At 69.5% G+C, this 22,482-nt stretch carries 25 protein-coding genes and 1 pseudogene; 12 read left to right on the top strand and 14 right to left on the bottom strand.

All coding sequences use genetic code 11. The features are described 5' to 3' along the window. Nucleotides 1-56: 56 nt before the first annotated feature. The 11 genes from ACYVHG_RS13895 to clpS all read right to left on the bottom strand — a co-directional run bounded on the left by ACYVHG_RS13895 (nucleotide 57) and on the right by clpS (nucleotide 7,357). Entirely contained in the window at nucleotides 57-338 is a 282-nt protein-coding gene (locus tag ACYVHG_RS13895; RefSeq protein ID WP_461168063.1) for a hypothetical protein, read from the bottom strand. 68 nt (nucleotides 339-406) lie between these two features. Next, on the bottom strand, nucleotides 407-1,633 hold the full coding sequence (locus tag ACYVHG_RS13890; protein ID WP_461168078.1) for an LCP family protein: 1,227 nt from the start codon (nucleotides 1,631-1,633) through the stop codon (nucleotides 407-409). A 75-nt stretch (nucleotides 1,634-1,708) separates the two neighbouring features. Next, nucleotides 1,709-2,338, bottom strand: coding sequence for an RdgB/HAM1 family non-canonical purine NTP pyrophosphatase (gene rdgB, locus ACYVHG_RS13885; RefSeq protein WP_461168062.1), 630 nt, complete (start codon nucleotides 2,336-2,338; stop codon nucleotides 1,709-1,711). Beyond that, a complete protein-coding gene (gene rph, locus ACYVHG_RS13880; RefSeq protein WP_461168061.1) occupies nucleotides 2,335-3,117 on the bottom strand; it encodes a ribonuclease PH in 783 nt (260 codons plus the stop codon). Before rph ends, rdgB begins: the two co-directional genes overlap by 4 nt. Nucleotides 3,118-3,179: 62 nt before the next feature. After that, a complete protein-coding gene (locus ACYVHG_RS13875) occupies nucleotides 3,180-3,941 on the bottom strand; it encodes a cyclic nucleotide-degrading phosphodiesterase (RefSeq protein ID WP_461168077.1) in 762 nt (253 codons plus the stop codon). A gap of 28 nt (nucleotides 3,942-3,969) precedes the next feature. Continuing rightward, nucleotides 3,970-4,623 (bottom strand): rhomboid family intramembrane serine protease, encoded by a 654-nt coding sequence (locus tag ACYVHG_RS13870; RefSeq protein ID WP_461168060.1) that lies wholly within the window; start codon nucleotides 4,621-4,623, stop codon nucleotides 3,970-3,972. Nucleotides 4,624-4,664: 41 nt separating this feature from the next. Continuing rightward, nucleotides 4,665-5,651, bottom strand: coding sequence for a PLP-dependent cysteine synthase family protein (locus ACYVHG_RS13865; protein ID WP_461168059.1), 987 nt, complete (start codon nucleotides 5,649-5,651; stop codon nucleotides 4,665-4,667). Next, on the bottom strand, nucleotides 5,648-5,920 hold the full coding sequence (locus ACYVHG_RS13860; RefSeq protein ID WP_461168058.1) for a MoaD/ThiS family protein: 273 nt from the start codon (nucleotides 5,918-5,920) through the stop codon (nucleotides 5,648-5,650). Before ACYVHG_RS13860 ends, ACYVHG_RS13865 begins: the two co-directional genes overlap by 4 nt. Continuing rightward, nucleotides 5,920-6,387, bottom strand: coding sequence for a M67 family metallopeptidase (locus ACYVHG_RS13855; protein ID WP_461168057.1), 468 nt, complete (start codon nucleotides 6,385-6,387; stop codon nucleotides 5,920-5,922). Before ACYVHG_RS13855 ends, ACYVHG_RS13860 begins: the two co-directional genes overlap by 1 nt. Nucleotides 6,388-6,424: 37 nt before the next feature. Then, nucleotides 6,425-7,036, bottom strand: coding sequence for a DUF2017 domain-containing protein (locus ACYVHG_RS13850; protein WP_461168056.1), 612 nt, complete (start codon nucleotides 7,034-7,036; stop codon nucleotides 6,425-6,427). Further along, entirely contained in the window at nucleotides 7,037-7,357 is a 321-nt protein-coding gene (clpS, locus tag ACYVHG_RS13845; protein WP_461168055.1) for an ATP-dependent Clp protease adapter ClpS, read from the bottom strand. A gap of 18 nt (nucleotides 7,358-7,375) precedes the next feature. Between clpS and ACYVHG_RS13840 the strand changes: the two genes are divergently transcribed. Both ACYVHG_RS13840 and ACYVHG_RS13835 read left to right on the top strand, forming a co-directional pair. Beyond that, nucleotides 7,376-8,704, top strand: a complete 1,329-nt coding sequence (locus ACYVHG_RS13840; RefSeq protein WP_461168054.1) for a nicotinate phosphoribosyltransferase — start codon at nucleotides 7,376-7,378, stop codon at nucleotides 8,702-8,704. A gap of 10 nt (nucleotides 8,705-8,714) precedes the next feature. Continuing rightward, nucleotides 8,715-9,263, top strand: coding sequence for an isochorismatase family protein (locus tag ACYVHG_RS13835; RefSeq protein ID WP_461168053.1), 549 nt, complete (start codon nucleotides 8,715-8,717; stop codon nucleotides 9,261-9,263). A gap of 6 nt (nucleotides 9,264-9,269) precedes the next feature. On the opposite strand, the gene ACYVHG_RS13830 is transcribed toward ACYVHG_RS13835, so the two are convergent. Continuing rightward, nucleotides 9,270-9,557 carry an alpha/beta fold hydrolase gene (locus tag ACYVHG_RS13830; protein ID WP_461168052.1) on the bottom strand — a complete coding sequence of 96 codons (288 nt, stop codon included), beginning with the start codon at nucleotides 9,555-9,557 and terminating at the stop codon, nucleotides 9,270-9,272. Nucleotides 9,558-9,572: 15 nt separating this feature from the next. On the opposite strand from ACYVHG_RS13830, the pseudogene ACYVHG_RS13825 reads away from it, so the two are divergent. Continuing rightward, nucleotides 9,573-9,749: pseudogene (locus ACYVHG_RS13825) on the top strand (hypothetical protein); the annotation flags it as partial. A 133-nt stretch (nucleotides 9,750-9,882) separates the two neighbouring features. Then, complete coding sequence (locus ACYVHG_RS13820; RefSeq protein ID WP_461168051.1) at nucleotides 9,883-10,179, top strand: TetR family transcriptional regulator C-terminal domain-containing protein; 297 nt, start codon at nucleotides 9,883-9,885, stop codon at nucleotides 10,177-10,179. Here ACYVHG_RS13820 and ACYVHG_RS13815 read toward each other — a convergent pair. Next, nucleotides 10,160-10,531 (bottom strand): helix-turn-helix domain-containing protein, encoded by a 372-nt coding sequence (locus ACYVHG_RS13815; RefSeq protein WP_461168050.1) that lies wholly within the window; start codon nucleotides 10,529-10,531, stop codon nucleotides 10,160-10,162. The two genes, ACYVHG_RS13820 and ACYVHG_RS13815, sit on opposite strands and share 20 nt — an antisense overlap. Next, complete coding sequence (locus ACYVHG_RS13810) at nucleotides 10,524-10,766, bottom strand: thiamine-binding protein (RefSeq protein ID WP_461168049.1); 243 nt, start codon at nucleotides 10,764-10,766, stop codon at nucleotides 10,524-10,526. Before ACYVHG_RS13810 ends, ACYVHG_RS13815 begins: the two co-directional genes overlap by 8 nt. A gap of 162 nt (nucleotides 10,767-10,928) precedes the next feature. Here ACYVHG_RS13810 and pucL point away from each other — a divergent pair, with 162 nt between their 5' ends. From pucL to ACYVHG_RS13770, 8 genes are all read left to right on the top strand, one after another. Continuing rightward, nucleotides 10,929-11,834 (top strand): factor-independent urate hydroxylase, encoded by a 906-nt coding sequence (gene pucL / locus ACYVHG_RS13805; RefSeq protein WP_461168048.1) that lies wholly within the window; start codon nucleotides 10,929-10,931, stop codon nucleotides 11,832-11,834. A 13-nt stretch (nucleotides 11,835-11,847) separates the two neighbouring features. Further along, nucleotides 11,848-13,212 (top strand): nucleobase:cation symporter-2 family protein, encoded by a 1,365-nt coding sequence (locus ACYVHG_RS13800; RefSeq protein WP_461168047.1) that lies wholly within the window; start codon nucleotides 11,848-11,850, stop codon nucleotides 13,210-13,212. A 322-nt stretch (nucleotides 13,213-13,534) separates the two neighbouring features. After that, nucleotides 13,535-14,380 (top strand): hydroxypyruvate isomerase family protein, encoded by an 846-nt coding sequence (locus tag ACYVHG_RS13795; protein WP_461168046.1) that lies wholly within the window; start codon nucleotides 13,535-13,537, stop codon nucleotides 14,378-14,380. Nucleotides 14,381-14,404: 24 nt separating this feature from the next. Further along, the gene (locus tag ACYVHG_RS13790) at nucleotides 14,405-15,286 is read left to right on the top strand and encodes a 2-hydroxy-3-oxopropionate reductase (RefSeq protein WP_461168045.1); all 882 of its coding nucleotides are present in this window, start codon (nucleotides 14,405-14,407) and stop codon (nucleotides 15,284-15,286) included. A 54-nt stretch (nucleotides 15,287-15,340) separates the two neighbouring features. Then, nucleotides 15,341-17,170, top strand: a complete 1,830-nt coding sequence (gcl, locus tag ACYVHG_RS13785; RefSeq protein WP_461168044.1) for a glyoxylate carboligase — start codon at nucleotides 15,341-15,343, stop codon at nucleotides 17,168-17,170. 8 nt (nucleotides 17,171-17,178) lie between these two features. Beyond that, nucleotides 17,179-18,321 (top strand): glycerate kinase, encoded by a 1,143-nt coding sequence (locus ACYVHG_RS13780; protein WP_461168043.1) that lies wholly within the window; start codon nucleotides 17,179-17,181, stop codon nucleotides 18,319-18,321. A gap of 68 nt (nucleotides 18,322-18,389) precedes the next feature. Then, nucleotides 18,390-20,423 (top strand): ATP-dependent DNA helicase, encoded by a 2,034-nt coding sequence (locus ACYVHG_RS13775; RefSeq protein ID WP_461168042.1) that lies wholly within the window; start codon nucleotides 18,390-18,392, stop codon nucleotides 20,421-20,423. Nucleotides 20,424-20,471: 48 nt separating this feature from the next. Continuing rightward, nucleotides 20,472-22,472, top strand: a complete 2,001-nt coding sequence (locus ACYVHG_RS13770) for an alpha-1,4-glucan--maltose-1-phosphate maltosyltransferase (protein ID WP_461168041.1) — start codon at nucleotides 20,472-20,474, stop codon at nucleotides 22,470-22,472. Nucleotides 22,473-22,482: the final 10 nt, after the last annotated feature.

Genomic DNA, 22,482 nt, shown 5'->3' with positions numbered 1-22,482 from the left:
GATCCTCGACCGCGCCGCGCAGACCCGACCTCGGCCCACCGCTGATCGCCGTCCGATCAGGAGATCGGGATCTCCTTGATCTTGGAGTCCGGCTTCCCGGCGGTCTTGCAGAACAGAATCGCCTGTTGCTGCAGCCCGCCGACGACGATCGACGACGGTTCCTCTCCGTGCTTGTCCTTGTACAGCTTGGTCACCTGCTCGCGCTGGTCGGCGTCGGACATCTTCTGGTAGTTCTCACAGGTGGTGTCGGCGCCCTGCTTCGAACAACCGGCCAGGACCAGTGCGGCGACGGTCAGGACGACCGCTCCGAGGCGGATGCCGATCTTGCTCTCAGTCATGGGTCTCTTCTCTGCTCTGGTCGACTCTGAACGAACATCGGACAGCGATGACACTAGCCCGGCGACGATCAGTCGACGCACGGAATCCCGCCACCGCGCAAGGTCGTCCCGGCATCGGGAACCGGCCCGGCCGGGCGCACCGGCACCGTCTGCCCGGTCGGCGGCACAGTGGTCGTCGCGGGTTGCCGCGGTGCGGTGAAGCCCACCTGATTCGGCGCGATCGCGGCCCCCGCCGCAGTGCCCGGCACCGGCGTCGAGTCATCGGGTGTGGATCCGTCCGGTTCGGGAACCGACTGCCCGAAGGCCTTCTGCACCTGGGTGCGAACGGCCTTGGGGTCGATGATGTTGACCGCCTGGCCGTCGATCATGTCGTAGCCCAGCACCGGCAGGGTGGTGAAGGTCAGGTCGGTGCCCGCGATCCGTCCGGCCTGCTTGGCGAACTGCTGCAGATCCCAGCCGTCCGAGACCACCACGTCCTGTTGCGCCACCGAGATCAGCGACTGCATCTTCCGCATGTCTGCGAGCACGCCCTGCTTCTGCAGCGCGTTCATGACACCTGCGATGAACGCCTGCTGGCGGTGCGTACGGTCGAGGTCACCGTCGGCGAGACCGTGCCGTTGCCGCACGAAGGCCAGCGATTGTGCGGCGTTGAGCTTCTGCCGGCCGGCCGGGAATGCAGCCCCGGAATAGCTGTCGCGCACAGGATTGTTCAGGCACACCTCGACTCCGCCGAGGGTCTTCGCCAGGTCGTAGAAGCCCACCAGGCTCACCTCCGCGAAATGATCGATCGGCACACCCACGAGCCGTTCGACGGTGGCGAGGGTCGCCGCCCGCGCGGACTCGCGGCTGCGGCGCTCGATCTCCCGGCGGTCCGAAACCCCTTCGGCGGCGAGTCGATCCTCGACCTCGGCCTTGCGCAAGCCGTAGGCCTCCTTGATCTTCGCCTTGGTGCGGGTCTGCACGCCTTCGAGCCGGACGTAGTCGTCACGGGGGATGGAGAACGCGGTCACGCTCCTACCGTCCGCCGGCACGTGCATCAGGATCAGCGTGTTGGTGTTGTATCCGCCGTTGTCGCTGGTGCCGGCGTGCAATTGGCTGAGCACATCCGCGGGCAGCGGATCACCGTTCTGGTCGCGACGGGTGTCCAGGCCCATCAGCAGGATGTTGCGGGCGCCACCGGTGGACTTCGCCACCTTGGCCTCGGCGAGCGCACCGGAGACGTTGAATCCGCCGATCACGAGATTGCTGCTCCACCACAGCGTTCCGCTGAGCGCGAGAACCACAGCAGACAGCATCGCGAGGGCCACGCGGCCCCCACGCAACCCGGACGGTCTGCGGTTCACGCGGAGAGGCTACCGCGTAGAACCTCCCTATTCGGGGATGCGCGCCGCGAGTGCGCGCAGCGGTTCGACCAGCTGGGCCAGGGCCCGCGCGCGGTGGCTCACGGCGTTCTTCTCCTCCGGGGTCAGTTGCGCCGCGGTCCGTTCCGAGCCTTCCGGCACGAACACCGGGTCGTAGCCGAATCCGCCGTCGCCGTGCATCCCGCGCACGATCGTGCCGCGCCAGGTGCCGCGCACCGTCGTCCGATCCGATTCCTCCGGCCCGATCACCAGAGCGCAGGCGGAGACGAACTCGGCACCGCGGCGCTGATCAGGGACGTCGGCGAGCTGGGCGAGCAGCAGCGCGGTGTTGGCCGCGTCGTCACCGTGCCGGCCGGACCAGCGCGCGGACAGCACGCCGGGCATACCGTTGAGCGCATCCACGCAGATCCCGGAATCGTCGGCCAGGCACGGCAGCGAGGTCTCGCGGTAGCCCTGCCGGGCCTTGATCAGCGCGTTGCCCTCGAACGACGGCGCATCCTCGGGAAGCTCGTCGAAGGGCGCGACCTCGTCGAGCCCCACCACTTCGAGGCCGACGATGCCCGCGTCGGCGACCACCTGCCGCAGCTCGCGGAGCTTCTTGGCATTGCGTGAGGCCAGCAGCAGGCGCCCGCCGGTCACTGGCCGAACTTCTTCTTCGGCTCGCCCTCGGTCTCCGGCAACGCGCCCGGGTACGGTGCGGCGAGCGCCTCCCGCTGGACCGCGAACAGCTTCTCGGTACCCGCGATCGCCGAATCGAGCATCCAGTCCAGGGTGGTGCGCGCGAAGGTCGCGCCCTCACCGGTTCCCTGGACCTCCACCAACGTGCCGGTGTCGGTGGCCACGACGTTCATGTCCACCTCGGCGCGGGAGTCCTCCTCGTAGGGCAGGTCCAGGCGGACCCGGCCGTCCACGACGCCCACTGATACGGCGGCGATCGCGCACGAGATGGGCTGCGGGTCGGTCAGTTTCCCGGCGGCACCGAGGTAGGTGACCGCGTCGCAGAGTGCCACGTAGGCACCGGTGATCGAGGCGGTGCGGGTGCCGCCGTCCGCTTGCAGCACATCGCAATCGATCGCGATGGTGTTCTCACCGAGCGCGGCGAGGTCTATGCACGCCCGGAGGGAACGGCCGATCAACCGGGAGATCTCGTGGGTGCGGCCTCCGACCTTGCCCTTGGTGGATTCACGCCGGCTGCGCTCGTGGGTGGCGCCGGGCAGCATCGCGTACTCGGCGGTCAACCATCCCTGGCCGGAACCTCGGCGCCAGCCGGGGACTCCCAGTTCGACGCTCGCGGTGCACAGCACCTTGGTCTCACCGAATTCCACCAGCACCGATCCCGCGGGATTACGGGTGAATCCCCGGGTGATGGTCACGGGGCGGAGTTCGTCGTCGGCCCTGCCGTCTGCGCGTCTGCTCACCCGCTCAGCCTATCGTCTCGCGCTGGTCCGGCACGGGGAGAGCGACCGAGTCCGCCGGTGCGTCAGAGCTCGAAGACGTCACCGCCGCTGACGGCGTCCACCGGGCCGTGGTACACCGAGCGCGCCTCGGCGATCACCGCCTCACGGGACGTCCAGGGCGGGATGTGGGTGAGCAGCAGCCTTCCGACACCGGCCGCAGCCGCGGCCTCCCCCGCCTCCAGGCCGGACAGGTGCACGCCGACCGGGCGGTTGCCCGGGTCATGGGTCCAACTGGCCTCGGCGAGCAGAACGTCGGCGCCGCGGGCGAGTTCGACCAGGTTCTCGCACACACCGGTGTCTCCGGTGTAGGCGAGCACCGCACCGCTCGGACCGGTGATCCGCAGCCCCATCGACTCCGGCGGGTGGAACATGCGTAGCGGGCGCACTGCCAGAGCGCCGACGGTGTGGTCCTCGTTCTCCCGCCAGGCGCTGAAATCGAAGGTGTCGGAGATGTCGTCGAGCATCGTCGCCGATTCCGCGGAGGCGCGGCCGATCCGCTCCGGGGTGTCCGACGGGCCGAGCAGCCGCTGCCGCCCCTGCGCCGGAACCGGGTGGTAGCGACGCCACACCAGCAGCGAGGGCAGGTCCAGGCAGTGGTCGGCGTGCAGATGTGAGAGCAACACGGTGACGGTGTTCGGATCGACGCGTTGCTGCAGCTCACCGAGGACACCGGGGCCGAAGTCCACCACCACCGGATCCTGGCCGTCCACCTCCAGCAGGTACCCGGAGCAGGCCGACTGGGGACCGCCGACGCTACCGGAACACCCGAGGATGGTGAGACGCATGCCGCTCATGCTGCCAGATCCGCGATCGTCATGAGGCGATCGCGCCGACCTGACGCGAGTCGCGGGCGGCGCCGCCGGTCCGCGAACGCCGGCCGAGCAGCACCGCAGCCAGGATTCCGCCGACCGCGCCCCACAGATGCGCCTGCCAGGAAACCCCCGGCTGACCTGGCAGTACGCCCCACAACATGCCGCCGTAGAGCAGCATCAGAGCAAGTCCGACGGTCAGATCGAGCGGTTTGCGGGTGAACAGGCCACGCACAGCGAGGTAGGTCATCCAGCCGAACAGCACCCCGGACAGACCCACCACCACGGTTCCGGTGCCGCCGGTGAACCACACACCGACGCCGGAGACCAGCCAGATCACCGCGGTCGCGAAGGCGAACCGCCACACCCCGGCGACGAGTCCGACGAAGCCGAGGATCAGAGCGGGCACACTGTTGGCGGCCAGGTGACCCCACCCCCCGTGCAGCAGCGGGGCGAGCGCGACCCCGCGGACGGCTTCCGGACCGCGCGGGTGGATGCCCCACTGGTCGAGTGCATTGCCCATCGCGGTGTCGATGCCCTCCAGCAACCACAGGCCGGCGACGAAGACACCGATGGCGATCATCGAACGCACCACCGCGCGACCGGCGCTGCGCGAACGCGTCCCGGTCCGGGCATCGTCGTTGCCGGGGAACGTCATGGTGACCTCCTCAAGCGGGCGACCCGCGTACCGGATGAGGTTCAGGCCCACAACTGGCCCTCCAGGGCCTCCTCCGCATCTTCCAACGTACCGTCGTACGCACCGGTCGACAGGTACTTCCATCCCGCATCGGCGACCACGAAGGCCACGTCGGCCCGTTCCCCCGCGTCCAGGGCCCTGTTCGCGACGCCCAGCGCAGCGTGCAGCACTCCACCGGTGGAGACCCCGGCGAAGATCCCCTCCTCGTCGATCAGCTGCCGCATGCGGCGCAGCGCGTCGTACGCGCCGACGGAGAACCGCCGGGTGAGCTGAGATTCGTCGTACAGCTCGGGGACGAAACCCTCGTCGAGGTTCCGCAGCCCGTAGACGAGTTCTCCGTAGCGCGGCTCGGCGGCCACGATCTGCACGCCGGGGACCTTCTCCCGCAGGTACCGGCCGGTGCCCATGAGGGTTCCGGTGGTTCCCAGGCCCGCCACGAAGTGCGAGATCTCCGGAAGGTCCGCCAGTAGCTCGGGTCCGGTACCCCGGTAGTGGGCGCGGGCGTTGGCCGGGTTGCCGTACTGGTAGAGCATCACCCAGTCGGGGTGTTCGGCGGCGAGTTCCTTGGCCCGGGCCACGGCGCGGTTCGAGCCGCCCTCGGCGGGTGAGCCGATGACCCGCGCGCCGTACATGGTGAGCAGTTGTCGTCGCTCGGCCGAGGTGTTCTCGGGCATCACGCACACCAGCCGGTAGCCCTTGAGTTTGGCGGCCATCGCCAGACTGATCCCGGTGTTGCCGGAGGTGGGTTCGAGGATCGTGTCGCCGGGGCGCAGCCGCCCCTCTCGTTCGGCCTGCTCGATCATCGCCAGCGCCGGGCGGTCCTTGATGGACCCGGTGGGATTCCGGTCCTCGAGTTTCGCCCACAGTCGCACATGCGGCAGTGGGCGGCCGTCCGGGCCGGGTAGGTCGCCGGACCAGCGCGGCGACAGCCGGGGCAGCCCGACCAGCGGAGTCCCGCCCAGCGAGTCGAGCAGCGAGTCGAACCTCATCCGCCGGCCACTGCGGGCAGAACGGTGACGGTGCCACCGTCGGAGATCGGGGTGTCCAGGCCGCCGGTGAACCGCACGTCCTCGTCGTCGACGTAGACGTTGACGAAGCGGTGCAGAGCGCCGTCGGCGATCAGGCGGTCCTTGAGCCCGGCGTGACGGGTCTCCAGGTCGTCGATGACGGCGGCGAGCGTGGCACCGTCGGCGGGCACCCGCTTCTGGTCCCCGGTGAGTGGGCGCAGGATGGTGGGGATGGACACGGTGACGGACATCAGACCTCCAGGATGTGAACGGGCTCTTCGGTGATCACGGAATCGACGATGCGGAAACTGCGGACCTCGGCGTCGGCGCCGAGCTCCTCGCGGGTCGAGATCAGCACGTAGTGGGCGCCGGGCTCGGATGCGAACGCGACATCGGTGCGTGACGGATACGCCTCGGTGGCGGTGTGCGAGTGGTAGATGACCACGGGCTCCTCGCCGGCCTCCTCCATCGCCCGCCAGACCCGTAGCTGTTCACCGGAGTCGAATCGGTAGAAGGTCGGCGAGCGCTCGGCGTTGAGCATCTGGATCAGCCGCTCCGGGCGGTCGGTGCCCTCGGGGCCGGCGATCACACCGCAGGCCTCATCGGGGTGGTCCCGGCGCGCATGCGCGATGATCTGCTCCACCAGCGCGCGGCGGATCCTCAGGCCCGTGGGGCCGGGGCCGCCGGACGGGCCGGACGTCTCGGTCTCGTCGGTCACGGTTCGAACAACCCGGTCGCGGCGCCGGGTATTCCGGCTACTGATCCACCTGGTGGTCGAGCATCACCGAGACCAGCACGTCGAGCAGTGCCGACAGCCAGTGGTAGACGTCGACGTGTCCGGCTCGCGCCGGATCGGCCGATGCGGGCCCGTCCGGTAGGTCGGCGGTGATGCCGAGCAGTGTGCCGAGCGCCAGCCGCAGGTCGTTGATGCAGGTCAGCCAGTCCTGCGCCTCGTCCGGGGTGAGGCTGACAGTTCCGGCCCGTTCGGGCAGGGTGGCCAGGACCGTCTGCGCGGCGGTGCGCTTGGCGTCGATCACCTCGGGCTCGTTGAGCGAGCGCAACGCACCGTTGAGGTCCCGGGCGTGTTCTCCGACGGGCACCTCGACGGCGCCGGGGGCGTTCGCGTCGGGGCGGTAGAAGTCCGGCAGTAGTCGCCGCAACACCGTCTCAGCCGGCGGCTCGCTGTGCCCGGTCCGCAGTCCGGTCAGTTCGGCGAGTTCGTCGTGCGGTGCGGAATCCTCCCGCTCGTCGAACAACTCGACCAGCGACCCGACCAGGGATCGCACCAGCCCCACTTCCTCGGGGTCCATCTTCGAGACGAACCGGATCTCTCCGCGTCCACCTCGCTTGATCTGCCAGTTCCGCACTCAGTCGTCTCGCTGCATCGTCGCCCAGAGTCCGGCTGCGTGCAGCTTGCGGACGTCTCCTTCGACCTTGTCACGGTCTCCGGTGGAGACCACCGCCTTGCCCTCGGTGTGTACCTGCATCATCAGTTCCTTCGCCTTGGCGGTGCTGAAACCGAAGATCTTGCGCAGAACGAAGGTCACGTACGACATCAGGTTCACCGGATCGTCCCAGACGATGGTGACCCAGGGTTTGTCGATCGCCTCTTCGGACTTGCGCTCGAGGACCGCGGACGAGCCGGGCAGCGCGCCTGCGCCCGGTGCCCCTGCGCTGCTCTCGGTCATGGTTCTAGGGTACCCAGTGTGACGGTGGATGACAGAGCCAGTTCCGCACTCCTGACGGATCAGTACGAGCTGACCATGCTCGCGGCCGCCCTCAAGGACGGCACGGCGCACCGCGCGTGCGTCTTCGAGGTCTTCGCGCGCCGGCTTCCCGAGGGCAGGCGGTACGGCGTCGTCGCTGGTACCGCTCGTATTCTCGACGAACTCCGCCGTTTCCGGTTCGGCCCGCAGGAGTTGGCAATCGCCGAGCGCTTCCTCGACGCCGAGACCGTGGCCTGGCTGCGTGACTACCGGTTCACCGGTGAGATCGACGGCTACCGCGAGGGTGAGCTGTACTTCCCCGGGTCCCCCGTCCTGACGGTGCGGGCGAGTTTCGCCGAGGGGGTGATCCTGGAGACGCTGATCCTGTCGATCCTCAACCATGACAGCGCGATCGCGTCGGCCGCCGCACGTATGGTCTCCGCGGCCGCGGGCCGGCCACTGATCGAGATGGGTTCGCGGCGGACCCACGAGCGGGCCGCGGTGTCGGCCGCCCGTGCCGCCTACCTGGCGGGTTTCACCACCACCTCGAACATGGAGGCGGCCCGGACCTACGGCGTACCGTCGGGCGGTACCGCGGCGCACGCCTTCACCCTGCTGCACACCGGCCCGGACGGCCCCGACGAGGAGGCCGCGTTCGCGGCGCAGGTCGCGGCGCAGGGGCCCGGCACCACTCTGCTGGTGGACACCTACGACATCACCGAGGGGGTCAACCGCGCGGTGCGTGCGGCGGGGCCGGAGCTGGGCGGGGTCCGGATCGACTCGGGCGACCTGGGCATCATCACCCGTCAGGTACGGGCTCAGCTCGACGGACTGGGCGCCGAGCGGACCAAGATCGTGGTCTCCGGCGATCTGGACGAGTACGCGATCGGTGCGCTCCGCGCAGAGCCGATCGACGTCTACGGCGTCGGCACGTCCCTGGTGACCGGGTCGGGCGCCCCCACCGCGGGCATGGTCTACAAGCTGGTCGAGGTCGACGGCCGGCCGGTCGCCAAGCGCAGCTCGCACAAGGAGACCCACGGCGGCGAGAAGCGAGCGGTCCGACTCGCCCGTTCCACCGGCACGATCGTCGAGGAGGTGCTGCTGCGTCCCGGCGACATCCCGGCGGTCCCGTCGCATCTGACCGCGATCGAACTGCAGATCCCCCTGGTCCGGGGCGGCGAGCAGGTGCCGGACCTGCCCTCCCTGGAGGATGCGCGCACTCACCTGCGCGAGGCTCTGGTGACCCTGCCGTGGGAGGGCCTGGGCCTGTCGAACGGCGAACCCGCGATCTCCACCCGCTTCCAAGCCCCTCCCGCCGAACGCCCCTGAGGAGAACCGGATGAGCACCGCACTGATCGTCGTGGACGTGCAGAACGACTTCTGCGAGGGCGGCTCGCTGGCCGTGGACGGCGGCGCGCGGGTGGCGCGGGCCATCGGCCGGGATCTGTTCGGCAGGTACTCGACGGTGGTCGCGACCCGGGACTGGCACATCGATCCGGGTTCACACTTCTCGCCGACGCCGGACTTCGTCAACACCTGGCCGCCGCACTGCCGCGCCAGGTCCGACGGTGCTCGGTTCCACCCGGATCTGCGCCTACCGGACGGCGTGCCGGTGTTCAGCAAGGGCGCGTACTCGGCGGCGTACTCCGGATTCGAGGGACACGATGCCGACGGCGCCTCGCTGGCGGAATGGCTCACCGCGCACGGGATCTCGACGGTGGACGTGGCGGGTATCGCCACCGACTACTGCGTGCGCGCCACTGCGCTCGACGCTCGCGCCGCGGGCCTGACGGTGCGCGTTCTCACCGATTACGCAGCGGGGGTGGCCGAGGCCTCGACCCACGCGACCCTGGCGGAGTTCGCCGCAGCCGGGATCACCGTCGCCTGAGCTCGGTCAGCCGGGCTGCCGGGCGATCAACGCCGCCAGTTCGGCGCACAGCGCGTCGGGGTACTGCATCGGGAGGGAATGGGTGCCGTCCGGCCAGACGCGGACCGTCGCGCCGGGCAGGGTGCGGGCCCTGCGAGCGGCCGCCGCGGTGTCGGTGACCGCGCTGCCTGCGCCGAGCCCGACGAAGACCGGCATCGCCAGCCGGGCGAGCGCCTCGGCACCGGGCAGTTCGGGTGTCGGGAGCTGCGCCCGATATCCGACGGCGCCGGCGTCGATCCGGGTTCGTCGCCCCATCTCGCACCCCTTCCGATGCAATGCACTCGCATTGTATCAATGTGCCGATGCGGCTGCATTGCTATGGTGGCCCCGATGCCGAAGCAGGTGGATCACGCAGCGCGCCGGGCGGCGATCGACCGGGCGGTGTGGGAGATCATCGCCGAACGCGGCATCGCGGCGGTCACCTTGCGCAGCATCGCCGCACAGGCGGAGATCTCCATGGGGCGCGTCCAGCACTACTTCCCCACCCGCGAAACCATCATCCGCCACGCCCTCACGTCCTACCTCGCGCTCGCCGAGCAGACGCATCCCGATCCCGGACGACCTCGACGAAGCCCTCCTGATGCTGCTCACGCACGCGATCGGAACCGATGGCACGCAGCGGCCGGGAGCCAAGGTCTGGTACGCCTTCCTCGCCGAAGCGGTCACCGACGCCGGCCTGCGGGCGATCGTCGACGAGGCGCTGCGCGGCACCGAAGATCTCGCCACCGACCTCCTTCACGGAGACCGCGACCGCGCACGAACACTGCTGGCCGCCGCGGACGGTCTCGCCTACCGCGTTCTGATCGGCGTCACCACCGCGGACGAGGCCAGGGCGGCGATCTGCGCGCTCGCCGGGATCAGCCCCGGATCCGATTGAGATAGTTGTAGACGGTGAACCGGGTGACGCCGAGGACTTCAGCCACCGTCTCCGCCGACTTGCGGTAGGTGAAGGCGCCACGCTCCTCCAGTATCCGCACCGCGCGCTGTTTCCCGGCACGATCGAGGCCGTCGAGCGGTGCCCCGAACTCCGCAGCCAGGCTCGCGAGCAGGGCGCCGAGGTCTCCGGCCGGCGAGGCGCTCGCCGGCAGGCGAACCGCTGCGACGGCGCCCCCGTCCCAGACCAGCGGCACGTCACCGTCGGCGATCCGGTCGATCGGCACGATCTGACCACCGACCCGCTCGACCAACTCCGCGACCGCTCCGACCAGCGGATGCTCGGATTCAATCATCGGCCCGGTCCACCTGCACAGTGACCCGCGCCGCGCCGGCGGCGAAGGCTTCGGCGAGCGCCGACCTCAGAACTCGAAGGACCGCGTCGGCGTCGCCGCTGACCGAGGTGCCGAACGGCCCGAAGTCGTGGTCGAGCCCGAAGGCCCGGATGGCGGCCACCGCGCGCTCGGCGTGCGAGGGCACCTCCCCCTCCCCGCGGAAAGGTTCGCTGGTGAACTCCGCACTCAATCGCATGGCCGAATGGTAGCCCCGGAGCTGATTTCAACAAACTGTTGACGTGATGGAGATCACATGCCATTCTTCGATCATCGGAACACCGCTTCCGCATTACGAAAGAAGAACTCCGACCTCGAATCAGCCCGATCCCCACCCCACACACGAAAGAAGCTGGTCAGAATGGCAGTCCACCTGGGTCCCAACCAGTACGGCAAGGCCGAGAACCGCGTCGTCCGCGTGTACCGCGACACAGCGCGCCATCACCTCCGCGACCTGAACGTGTCATCGGCTCTCCGCGGCGACTTCCGGGACGCGCACATCAGCGGCGACCAGGGCGCGGTCCTGCCCACCGACACCCAGAAGAACACCGCCTTCGCCTTCGCCAAAGAACAGGGCGTGGGAGCGATCGAGGAGTACGCGCTGACCCTGGGCGGACACTTCATCGACTCCACGCCCCGGGCCGACGGTGCCCGCATCGAAGTGCACGAGTACCCGTGGGATCGGATCGAGGTCGACGGTGCGGGCCACGATCACTCCTTCGTCCGGGCCGGCGGCGGCGTGCGGTCGACCGTCGTCAACATCGACGGCCGCGGCCCCGACCGCACGGCACACGTCGTCTCGGGCATCCACGACTTGACCCTGCTCAAGACCACCGGCTCGGAGTTCCACGGCTTCCTCAAGGACAAGTACACGACACTGCAGGAGACCGACGATCGCATTCTGGCGACCTCGCTGGTCACCAAGTGGCGGTACGAACACACCGATGTGGACTGGGACGCCTCCTTCGCCTCGATCCGCGCGCTCCTGCTGGAACGGTTCGCACAGATCCACAGCAAGGCTCTCCAGCAGACGCTCTACGGTATGGGCGAGAGCGTGCTCGAGCAGCACCCCGAGGTGTCCGAGATCAAGTTCTCGGCGCCCAACAAGCACCACTTCCTGGTCGATCTGTCGCCGTTCGGCGTCGACAATCCAGGTGAGGTTTTCATCGCGGCAGACCGCCCCTACGGCCTGATCGAGGCCAGCGTGGTGCGCGACGACGCCTCCGACCCCGGCTCCGCCTGGCACGGCGTACCCGGATTCTGCTGACCGGGGCACCACGATGACCTCAGCAACGATCGCGCGCCCGGAGGACGAGAGGCTCCCCTTCGGCAAGCTCCTGCTCTACGGGACGCAGCACATCCTCACCATGTACGGCGGCGTCATCGCACCACCACTGGTCGTGGGCACCGCGGCCGGGCTGTCCGCCTCCGACGTCGGCCTGCTGGTCACGGCGGGACTGTTCCTCAGCGGTCTGGCCACCGTCCTGCAGACGATCGGCATCGGCCCTTTCGGCGCCCGTCTACCGATCGTGCAGGGACTATCCTTCGCCAGCGTCTCGACGATGGTGGCGATCGCCGACGAAGGCGGCGTGCGACCGATCTTCGGGGCGATCATCGTCGCCGGGCTGATCGGTCTGGCGCTGAGTTCGGTGTTCGCCGGACTGGTGCGGTTCTTCCCGCCCGTGGTCACCGGCACCATCATCACGGTGATCGGCCTGTCCCTGTTCCCGGTGACCTTCACCTGGGCTCAAGGCGGCGCCGGCGCAGCAGGTTTCGGGTCGATGGCCAATATCGGGCTGGCCGCACTGACGGTGCTGATCATCCTGGCGATCAGCCGGGTCTTCCAGGGCGCGATCTCCCGGCTGTCGATTCTGCTGGGCATCGTGATCGGCACCGCGGTGGCCGCCCTGCTCGGTGACGTCGACTTCTCCAAGGTCGGCAGCGGCCCCGTCTTCGCCCTGCCACCGGTCCTGCACTTCGGGTCGCCGACCTTCCAGATCGGCGCGATCATCTCCATGACCATCGTGATCCTGGTGATCATGACCGAGACCACCGCAGACATCCTGGCGATCGGCGAGATCGTCGGCACCCCGGTCGACCGCAAGCGGGTCGCCGACGGGTTGCGCGCGGATATGGCCTCGACCACCGTGGCCCCCTTGTTCGGGGCGTTTCCCTGTACCGCCTTCGCGCAGAACGTCGGACTGGTGGCACTGACCGGGATCAAGAGCCGATACGTGGTCGCCGTCGGCGGCGGCATCCTGGCGCTGCTGGGCCTGCTCCCGGTGGTCGGCCGGGTGGTCGCCGCGATCCCGTATCCGGTCCTCGGCGGGGCCGGTCTGGTGCTCTTCGGATCGGTCGCCGCGAGCGGGATCAAGACCCTGTCCCGGGTGGACTACGAGGGGAACCTGAACATGGTGATCGTGGCGGTCGCCTTGGGCATGGGCATGATTCCGGTGGCCGCCCCGACGTTCTGGGACGCGTTCCCGACTTCGGTGAGCACTGTCATGCATTCCGGGATCAGCGCGGCAGCAGTGGTGGCGGTGGCCCTCAACCTTGTCTTCAACGAGATCAGGGCCGGTAATCGGCCGGACGTCTCGGTCGTGGCAGCCGCACGCGACGAGCGGGGTAATCGGCCCCCCGGCTGAACCACCGACGAGCCGGCCCGACGGTGTCGGCTGGAGATCGGGATGTGCTGCGCACCTCCCGATCTCCGTCGTGTCCACTCGATCGCCCTCACCCCGCTGGCCGCCCCCAGCCGATCCTCGTAAGACCTTGACGTGATGGGCATCACATGCAACTATTCCATTGGGCGGAACATTTTCTTTCGATATACGGAAGCGTCCTGGTCTCAATGTCGCGCTCAGGACTCCTGCGTCCCACTCCGGCGCCTGCGCCCGGTCCCGGCTCCGTGCGGCCGGCTGCCCACTGATCCTCTGCACCTCCCTCCGGTCTGACGAAGGAGTCCTGATGAACGCGAACACCACCTTCACCTACACCGTCAACTGCTCGATCCTGCTGGCCGATCTTCCGGTCCTCGACCGGCCCCGCGCAGCCCGGAGCGCAGGCTTCGATGCCGTCGAATTCTGGTGGCCCTTCCCCACATCCACTCCGAGCGACCGGCAGGTCGACGCCTTCGTCACCGCGATCGACGACGCCGGGGTCCGGCTCACCGGGCTGAACTTCGCCGCCGGGGACATGCCCGGCGGCGACCGTGGCATCCTCTCCGACCCCGCCCGCGCGGCGGAGTTCCGCGACAACATCGCGATCACCATCGGCATCGGCCAGCGATTGGGCACACCGGCCTTCAACGCCCTGTACGGCAACCGGATCGACGGTATGCACCCCGGGGCCCAGGACGACGTCGCCGATGAGAACCTGGCGGCAGCGGCCCGCGCCGCCGCAGCCATCGACGCTGTGGTGCTGATCGAACCGGTCAGCGGCGCCCCGCGCTACCCGCTCAAGACCGCGGCGGACGCGATCGCCGTGATCGACCGGGTGCACGCCACCGGGGCACCCGATCACCTGCGTCTCCTCGCCGACCTCTACCACCTGCAGGTCAACGGTGACGACCTGACCGCGGTGATCGACACCCATGCCCGCCGGATCGGCCACGTCCAGATCGCGGACGCGCCCGGGCGAGGCGAGCCCGGCACCGGCGCACTCGACCTCGAGAATCATCTCCGGCACCTGCTGCAGGTGGGATACGCCGGCCCGATCGGACTGGAGTACAAGCAGACCCACGCCGATCCGTTCGCCTGGCTCCCCCGCGCACAACGCGCTGCGGGCTCGGCCCGTGGTCTCTCCGCGTCCTGAACTCGACCCACCAAGGAGTCTGACATGACCAACATCGCATTCATCGGACTCGGCATCATGGGCAGCCCCATGGCCGTGCACCTCGCCGAGGCCGGACACACCGTCACCGGATTCAACCGCTCCCCACAACGCACCGCGCCACTGATCGACGCCGGCGGAACGGGGGCGTCCTCCATCGCCGAAGCCGTCGCGGACGCCGAGATCATCGCCCTGATGGTCCCGGACTCCCCCGACGTCGAGACCGTCCTGGCCGGGGAGGGCGGGGTCTTCGACAACGCCCCCGACGGCGCCCTGATCATCGACTTCTCCAGTATCCGGCCCGACGTGGCCCGCTCGCTCGCCGAACAGGCCGGCACCCGGGGCTTCCGGATGCTCGACGCGCCGGTCTCCGGGGGTGAGGCCGGAGCCGTGAACGCGACGCTCTCGATCATGGTCGGGGGCTCACCGGACGACTTCGACACCGCCCGCCCGGTCCTCGACGTGGTGGGCAGGACCGTCGTGCACGTCGGCCCCAACGGGTCGGGCCAGACCGTGAAAGCCGCCAACCAGCTGATCGTGGCCGGCACCCTCGAACTGCTCGCCGAGGCGATCGTCTTCCTCGAGGCCTACGAGGTGGACACCGCCGCCGCGGTCGAGGTCCTCGGCGGCGGACTCGCCGGGTCGGCGGTGCTGAATCAGAAGGCACGGAGGATGCTCGACCGCGAATTCGAACCCGGGTTCCGGATCGAGTTGCACCACAAAGATCTCGGCATCGTCACTGCCGCCGCTCGGGAGGCCGGTGTGGTCACTCCGGTGGGCGCACTGGTCGCACAGCTCATGGCCTCGGCCCGCGTCAACGGGGACGCCGGTCTCGACCACAGCGCACTGCTGCGCGGCGTCGAGCGGCTCTCCGGCCGCGCCGGGTGAACCCGCCAGATCTCAGCTCCAGCCCCAGTACCAGTCCCCGACAGGAGAACCGACATGGCTCGTATGCGCGCCGCCGAAGCAGCGGCCAGGATCCTCGAACTCGAAGGCGCCACCCAGGCGTTCGGCGTACCCGGTGCGGCGATCAACCCGTTCTATGCGGCGCTACGCGCCCACGGCGGGATCGGCCATGTACTGGCCCGGCACGTCGAGGGCGCCTCCCACATGGCCGAGGGGTACACCCGGGCGAGGGCCGGGAACATCGGTGTGTGCATCGGTACCTCCGGACCGGCGGGCACCGACATGATCACCGGCCTGTACTCGGCGATGGCCGATTCGATCCCGATCCTGGCGATCACCGGCCAAGCGCCGGTGGCGCGCCTGCACAAGGAGGATTTCCAGGCGGTCGACATCGCCTCGATCGCCGCCCCGGTCACCAAGATGGCCGTCACCGTGCTCGAACCCGCTCAGGTTCCCGGGGTGTTCGCGCAGGCCTTCCACCTGATGCGCTCGGGGCGGCCCGGTCCGGTACTGATCGACCTGCCGATCGACGTACAACTCGCCGAGATCGACTTCGACCCCGAGACCTACGCCCCCTTGCCGGTGCACAAGCCCGCCGCCACCCGCGCACAGGCCGAGAAGGCTCTGGACATGCTCACGGCCGCGCACCGCCCGTTGATCGTGGCCGGTGGCGGCATCGTCAACGCCGACGCCGCGGAGCAGTTGGTGCAGCTGGCCGAGCTGCTGAACGTACCGGTGATCCCCACGTTGATGGGGTGGGGAACCATCGCCGACGATCACCCTCTGGCGGCGGGGATGGTGGGCCTGCAGACCGCGCACCGGTACGGAAACGCCACCCTGCTGGCCTCGGACTTCGTCCTGGGAATCGGCAACCGGTGGGCGAACCGTCATACCGGCGGATTGGACACCTACCGCGCGGGGCGCAGATTCGTCCACATCGACATCGATCCCACGCAGATCGGACGGGTCTTCGCTCCGGACTACAGCATCGTCTCCGATGCCGGCGCAGCACTCGACCTCCTGGTGACGGTAGCCCGCGAACGCCGCTCCGCCGGAACCCTCCCGGACCGCACCGCATGGGTCGGCGAGTGTGCCGAGCGGAAGCGGACGATGCAGCGCCGCACCCATTTCGACGACATCCCTGTCAAGCCTCAGCGGGTGTACGAGGAGATGAACCGGGTCTTCGGCCGGGACACCCGGTACGTGAGCACGATCGGGTTGTCGCAGATCGCCGGCGGGCAGTTCCTCCACGTCTTCAAACCGCGGCACTGGATCAACTGCGGCCAGGCCGGGCCACTGGGCTGGACCATCCCAGCGGCACTGGGCGTGGTCACGGCCGAGCCCGGCGCCGACGTGGTAGCCCTCTCCGGTGATTACGACTTCCAGTTCATGATCGAGGAACTCGCGGTCGCGGCGCAGTTCAACCTGCCCTACGTGCACGTGGTGGTCAACAACTCCTACCTGGGTCTGATCCGTCAGGCGCAGCGCATCTTCGATATGGACTTCTGCGTCCAGCTTGGCTTCGACAACATCAACGCCGAGAGTGACGACTGCACCGCTGCGGACAGCTCAGGCGGCGCCGACCGGATGCCGCCGGTTCCCAAGGGCTATGGCGTCGACCACGTCAAGGTGGCGGAGGGCCTGGGCTGCAAGGCACTGCGCGTGATCGACCCGGCGGAGATCGCCGCGGCACTGCACCGAGCCCGGACACTGGCCGGCGAGCACCGGGTTCCGGTGATCGTCGAGATCTTCCTGGAACGGGTCACTAACATCGCTATGGGTACCGAACTCGACGACGTCACCGAGTTCGAGGACCTCGCGACCGCCGGCGGCGATGCGCCCACCGCGCTCCTGCTGCTGGACTAGGAGGGTGCATGACCGCCGATCCGACGACGGTGCTGCTCGCACCGGACAAGTTCAAGGGCTCACTGTCCGCGGCGGCGGTCACCGACGCGCTGGCGCGCGGCATCGCCGACGTCGCCCCGGACTGGCTGTGCGTCCGGGCCCCGATCGCCGACGGCGGTGAGGGCACCGTCGACGCCGCGGTGTCGGCCGGCTGGGACCGGGTGCACGTGGTCACGACCGGCCCGACCGGTGAGGTGCACCGCACCGGTTACGCCCGCCGCGGCGACGAAGCGGTGGTCGAGCTCGCCTCCTCGGTGGGCCTGGGACTACTCCCGGGCGGCCGGTTCGCCCCGCTGCAGGCGGGCACCGCGGGCCTGGGAACGGTGATCGCACACGCTCTGGACCACGGCGCCCGGGAGATCGTGATCGGTCTCGGCGGCAGCGCGTCCACCGACGGCGGAGCGGGGATGCTCACCGCGCTCGGAGCCGAGATCACCGACGCCGATGGCAGACCCGTCGCACCGGGTGGCGGCGGACTGCTGCAGGCGACACGGCTGGACCTGTCCGGGCTGCATCGCGCGGCGCGCAGCGCCCGGTTCACCCTGGCCTGCGATGTCGACAATCCCCTCCTCGGGGCCGACGGGGCGGCGGCGGTGTACGGCCCGCAGAAGGGAGTGGACCCGGCCGACATCCCGGTGCTCGACGATGCCCTGCGCACCTGGGCGGACCTGGTCAGGGCCACGACCGGGCGGGATCTGCGCGCCGCCGCGGGTGCCGGCGCAGCGGGCGGCGCCGGGTTCGGCGCGATGTCGCTCCTCGGCGCCCGGGCGCGCCCCGGAGTGGAGATCGTGCTCGAGCTCACCGATTTCGCGGTGAAGCTGGCCTCCTGCGACCTGGTCATCACGGGTGAGGGTTCCCTGGACGAACAGACACTGCACGGCAAGGCGCCGGCCGGAGTCGCGGCAGCCGCCCGTGAGCGCGGGGTCCCGGTGCTCGCAGTCGCCGGTCGCAGCACACTCGACGCCGACCAGATCCACCGCGCCGGCTTCCGTCGCGCGATCGCGCTGTCCGCGCTCGAACCCGATCCGCAGCGGTGTATGACCGACGCAGCCGCACTGCTGCGCACCGTCGGCAGGTCGATCGCCTCCGGATGCGCGGGCAGACGCGCGTGACCCGAACCGGGGACGCACTCGGCGATCGGGCCGCCGTCCTCGCACTACCGGGCCGCTAGACTCTCCGGGTGACCGAGCCGCCGATCGTGCCGAAACTGCTGGACGCCGCAGTCACCGCACTGGGCGGCAGCAAGCGTGAGGGCCAGGTGCGGATGGCCGCCGCTGTGGCGCACTCCCTGGACACCGGCGAACACCTCGCCGTCCAGGCGGGCACCGGCACCGGCAAATCCCTGGCCTATCTCGTGCCCTCGATCCGCCATGCGGTCACCTCCGGAAAGACCGTGGTGGTGAGCACTGCCACCATCGCCCTGCAGCAGCAGCTCGTGGACCGCGACCTGCCGCGGTTGGCCAAGGCGCTCGCCAAGCCCCTGGGACGCGAACCCGAGTTCGCGATCCTCAAGGGCCGGGGCAATTACCTCTGCCTGAACAAGCTGCACAGTTCAGTGGCCTCCGAGCCGGACAGTGAGGAACTGTTCGATCCGTTCGCCGCTTCACGGGTGGGACGTGAGATGAAGCGGCTGCGCGAGTGGAGCAGTGACACCGAGACCGGTGACCGCGACGAGTTGACCCCGGCGGTCTCCGACCAGTCCTGGCGGCTGGTCAGTGTGGGCGCCCGCGAATGCCTGGGCGCCACCAACTGCAGTTACGGGCAGGACTGTTTCGCCGAGGCCGCCCGCAAACGCACCGGCCGGGTGGACGTGGTGGTGACCAATCACGCCCTGCTGGCGATCGACGCGATGACCGAGGTCAACGTGCTACCCGAGCACGACGCGGTGATCGTCGACGAAGCGCACGAACTGGTGGACCGCGTGACCTCGGTGGCCACCGCCGAACTCACCGGCCCGGCCGTGGCAGCCGCGGCCCGACGCGCCGGCAAGCTGGTCGAGGAGGAGATCGCCGACGCCCTGGTCGCGGCCTCGGAAGGGCTCACGCAATTGCTGGACGCGGCGGGTGCGCGGCGTTGGCTCGGCCTGCCCGACGGCGGGGGTCCGGCCCTGGCCGCGGTGCGCGACGCCGCCTGGGCGACCCGCACCGCCGTGGGACCTGCTCGCGGGGCGAGCCTGGACTCCGATGCGGCCGCCGCTCGCAGCGCCGCGATCACCGCACTCGACGAGGTGCACGACACCGCGGTGCGGGTGCTGACCGCATTCGACGAGCCGGATGAGGCCAAGCGCCGGGACGTGGTGTGGACCTCCGACATCCCGGTCAAGGGTGGCGGCTTCCGCCGCGCACTGTTCGTGGCGCCGCTGTCGGTGGGCGGGCTGCTGCGTTCGCGCCTGTTCGGCGAGTCGACCGTGGTACTCACGTCCGCGACGCTGGCCGTGGGAGGCGGATTCGACACCGTCGCCGGGTCCTGGGGCCTGCCCCGCTCCGGCGGCGCCGCCCCGGACCGTGATCCGGCACTCGCCTCGGGCAGGCCCCCCGAGGCCGGACTGGAGTGGAGCCACATCGACGTCGGATCACCGTTCGACTACGCCCGGTCCGGGATCCTGTACGTCGCGACCAAGCTGCCACCACCCGGTCGCGACGGCACCGCCACCGCGACCCTCGATGAGATCGAGACCCTGCTCACCGCGGCCGGTGGCCGCACTCTGGGCCTGTTCAGCTCCACTCGCGCCGCCAAGGCCGCCGCCGAGGCGCTGCGCGAGCGAGTGGACCTGCCGATCCTGTGCCAGGGCGAGGGCAATACCGGTCAGCTGGTGCGGGATTTCGCCGCCGACCCGTCGACCTCCCTGTTCGGCACCCTGAGCCTGTGGCAGGGCGTCGACGTGCCGGGACCGTCGCTGTCACTGGTGCTGATCGACCGGATCCCGTTCCCCCGGCCCGACGATCCGCTGCTCACCGCCCGCCAGCGCGCCGTCGAATCCCGCGGCGGCAACGGCTTCATGGCTGTGGCCGCCACCCACGCGGCCCTCCTGCTCGCGCAGGGCGTGGGCCGACTGCTGCGCTCGACCGACGACCGCGGGGTGGTGGCGGTGCTCGATCCACGGCTCGCGACCGCCCGGTATGGAGGCTTCCTGCGTGCCTCACTGCCCCCGTTCTGGGAGACCGCCGACCGCGATACCGCTGTGGCCGCGCTCCAGCGGCTGGCGCAGTCCTGAGCCGGAGTAGCCACACACGATCCGGACAGGTCGACTACCGTTGACGACGTGACCGGCCGCATCGGTATCGACGAGATCGAACCCGTGGTGTCCTGCGGGCAGTACCCCGGAAAGGCAGTGGTCGGCGAGGTCGTGCCGGTAGCTGCGACGGTGTGGCGCGAGGGCCACGACGCGGTCGCGGCATCGGTCGTGGTGACCGGCCCGGACGGCATCTCCTCCACTGTCCGGATGACCGAGTCGGCGCAGCCCGACCGCTTCCACGCGGTGTTCCGTCCGGACCGCACCGGATACTGGTCCTTGCGCATCGAGGGCTGGTCAGATCCGGCGAGCACCTGGCGTGATGCGGTGCGCAAGAAGCTCGCCGCGGGCCAGGGCACGACGGAACTGGCGAACGATATGGAACTGGGGGCGCGCCTGCTCGATCGTGCCGCCACCGAGCTGGAAGGTCCGGCCCGGGACACACTGACGGCCGCCGCGCACGCACTGCGAGCCGAGGACCGCAGCCTGGTCGAACGCACCAGCCCGGCGCTGCACCCGGAGGTCACCGCGCTATTGACCGACCGCCCGGTGCGTGAGCTGGTGACCAAGTCCCGGACCTTCCGGGTGTGGGTGGACCGCAATCGCGCGCTGTTCGGCTCCTGGTACGAGCTGTTCCCCCGCTCGACCGGCGGCTGGGACACCGAGGGCAGGCCGGTGCACGGCACCTTCCTCACCGCCGCCGAGGATCTGACCCGAATCGCCGAGATGGGGTTCGACGTCGTCTACCTCCCCCCGATCCACCCGGTGGGCACGGTCAACCGGAAGGGACGCAACAACACCCTGACCCCCGAGCCGGACGATGTGGGTTCGCCCTGGGCGATCGGCTCCGCTGCGGGCGGTCACGACGCGGTGGACCCGGCCCTGGGCACGCTGGAGGACTTCGACGAGTTCAACCGCCGGGCGCGGGAGCTCGGGATGGAGATAGCCCTCGATCTGGCCTTCCAGGCCGCACCTGATCATCCGTGGGCGGCCGAGCACCCGGAGTGGTTCACCGTGTTGCCCGACGGGAGCATCGCGTACGCGGAGAACCCGCCGAAGAAGTACCAGGACATCTACCCCATCAACTTCGACACCGACCGCACCGGCATCTACCGGGAACTGCTGCGGGTGACCATGTTCTGGGTACGGCGCGGGGTGGAGATCTTCCGGGTGGACAACCCGCACACCAAACCGCCGGACTTCTGGCACTGGCTGATCACCGAGGTCAAGCGGGTCAACCCGGACGTACTGTTCCTGGCCGAGGCCTTCACCCGCCCGGCCCGCATGTACGGCCTGGCCAAGGCGGGGTTCACGCAGAGCTACACCTACTTCACCTGGCGGACCGCGAAGTGGGAACTCGAGGAGTTCGGTCGCGAGCACGCCGCCAACGCCGATCTGTGCCGCCCCAATCTCTGGGTGAACACGCCGGACATCCTGCACGAGAGTCTGCAGCACGGCGGTCCGGGGATGTTCGCCATCCGCGCGACGCTGGCCGGGACACTCTCCCCCAGCTGGGGCATGTACTCCGGATACGAGCTCTACGAGCACGTCCCGGTGCGCGCGGGCAGCGAGGAGTACCTCGACTCCGAGAAGTACGAGCTGCGGCCGCGCGACTACAAGCAGGCGCAGAGCCGCGGGGAGTCGCTGGAACCGTGGATCGCGCGGCTCAACCAGATCCGCCGTCGGCACCCCGCCCTGCAGCAGTTGCGCAACCTGCACTTCCACCACAGCGACAACGACGCTCTGATCGCGTACAGCAAGTACGACGCCTCGACCGGCGATCTGGTGCTGATCGTGGTGAACCTCAACCCGTTCGGGTCCGAGTCCGGCACCGTCCGCCTGGATCTGCCGGCGATCGGCCGGGACTGGCACGAGCGTTTCGAGGTGCACGACGAGGTCTCCGGCGAGGTGTACCAGTGGGGCGCCGACAACTTCGTGCGGCTCGAGCCGTGGCGGAATGTGGCGCACATCCTGGCGCTGCCCCGGATGGATCGGCAACGATGCCTGGAGCTGTCGTATCGGGAGCCCTAGCGAATCCCGA

The sequence above is a fragment of the Tsukamurella serpentis genome, from assembly GCF_054780975.1.
The sequence above is the reverse complement of the archived record's forward strand: the minus strand, read 5'-3'. Positions and strand labels throughout refer to the sequence as shown.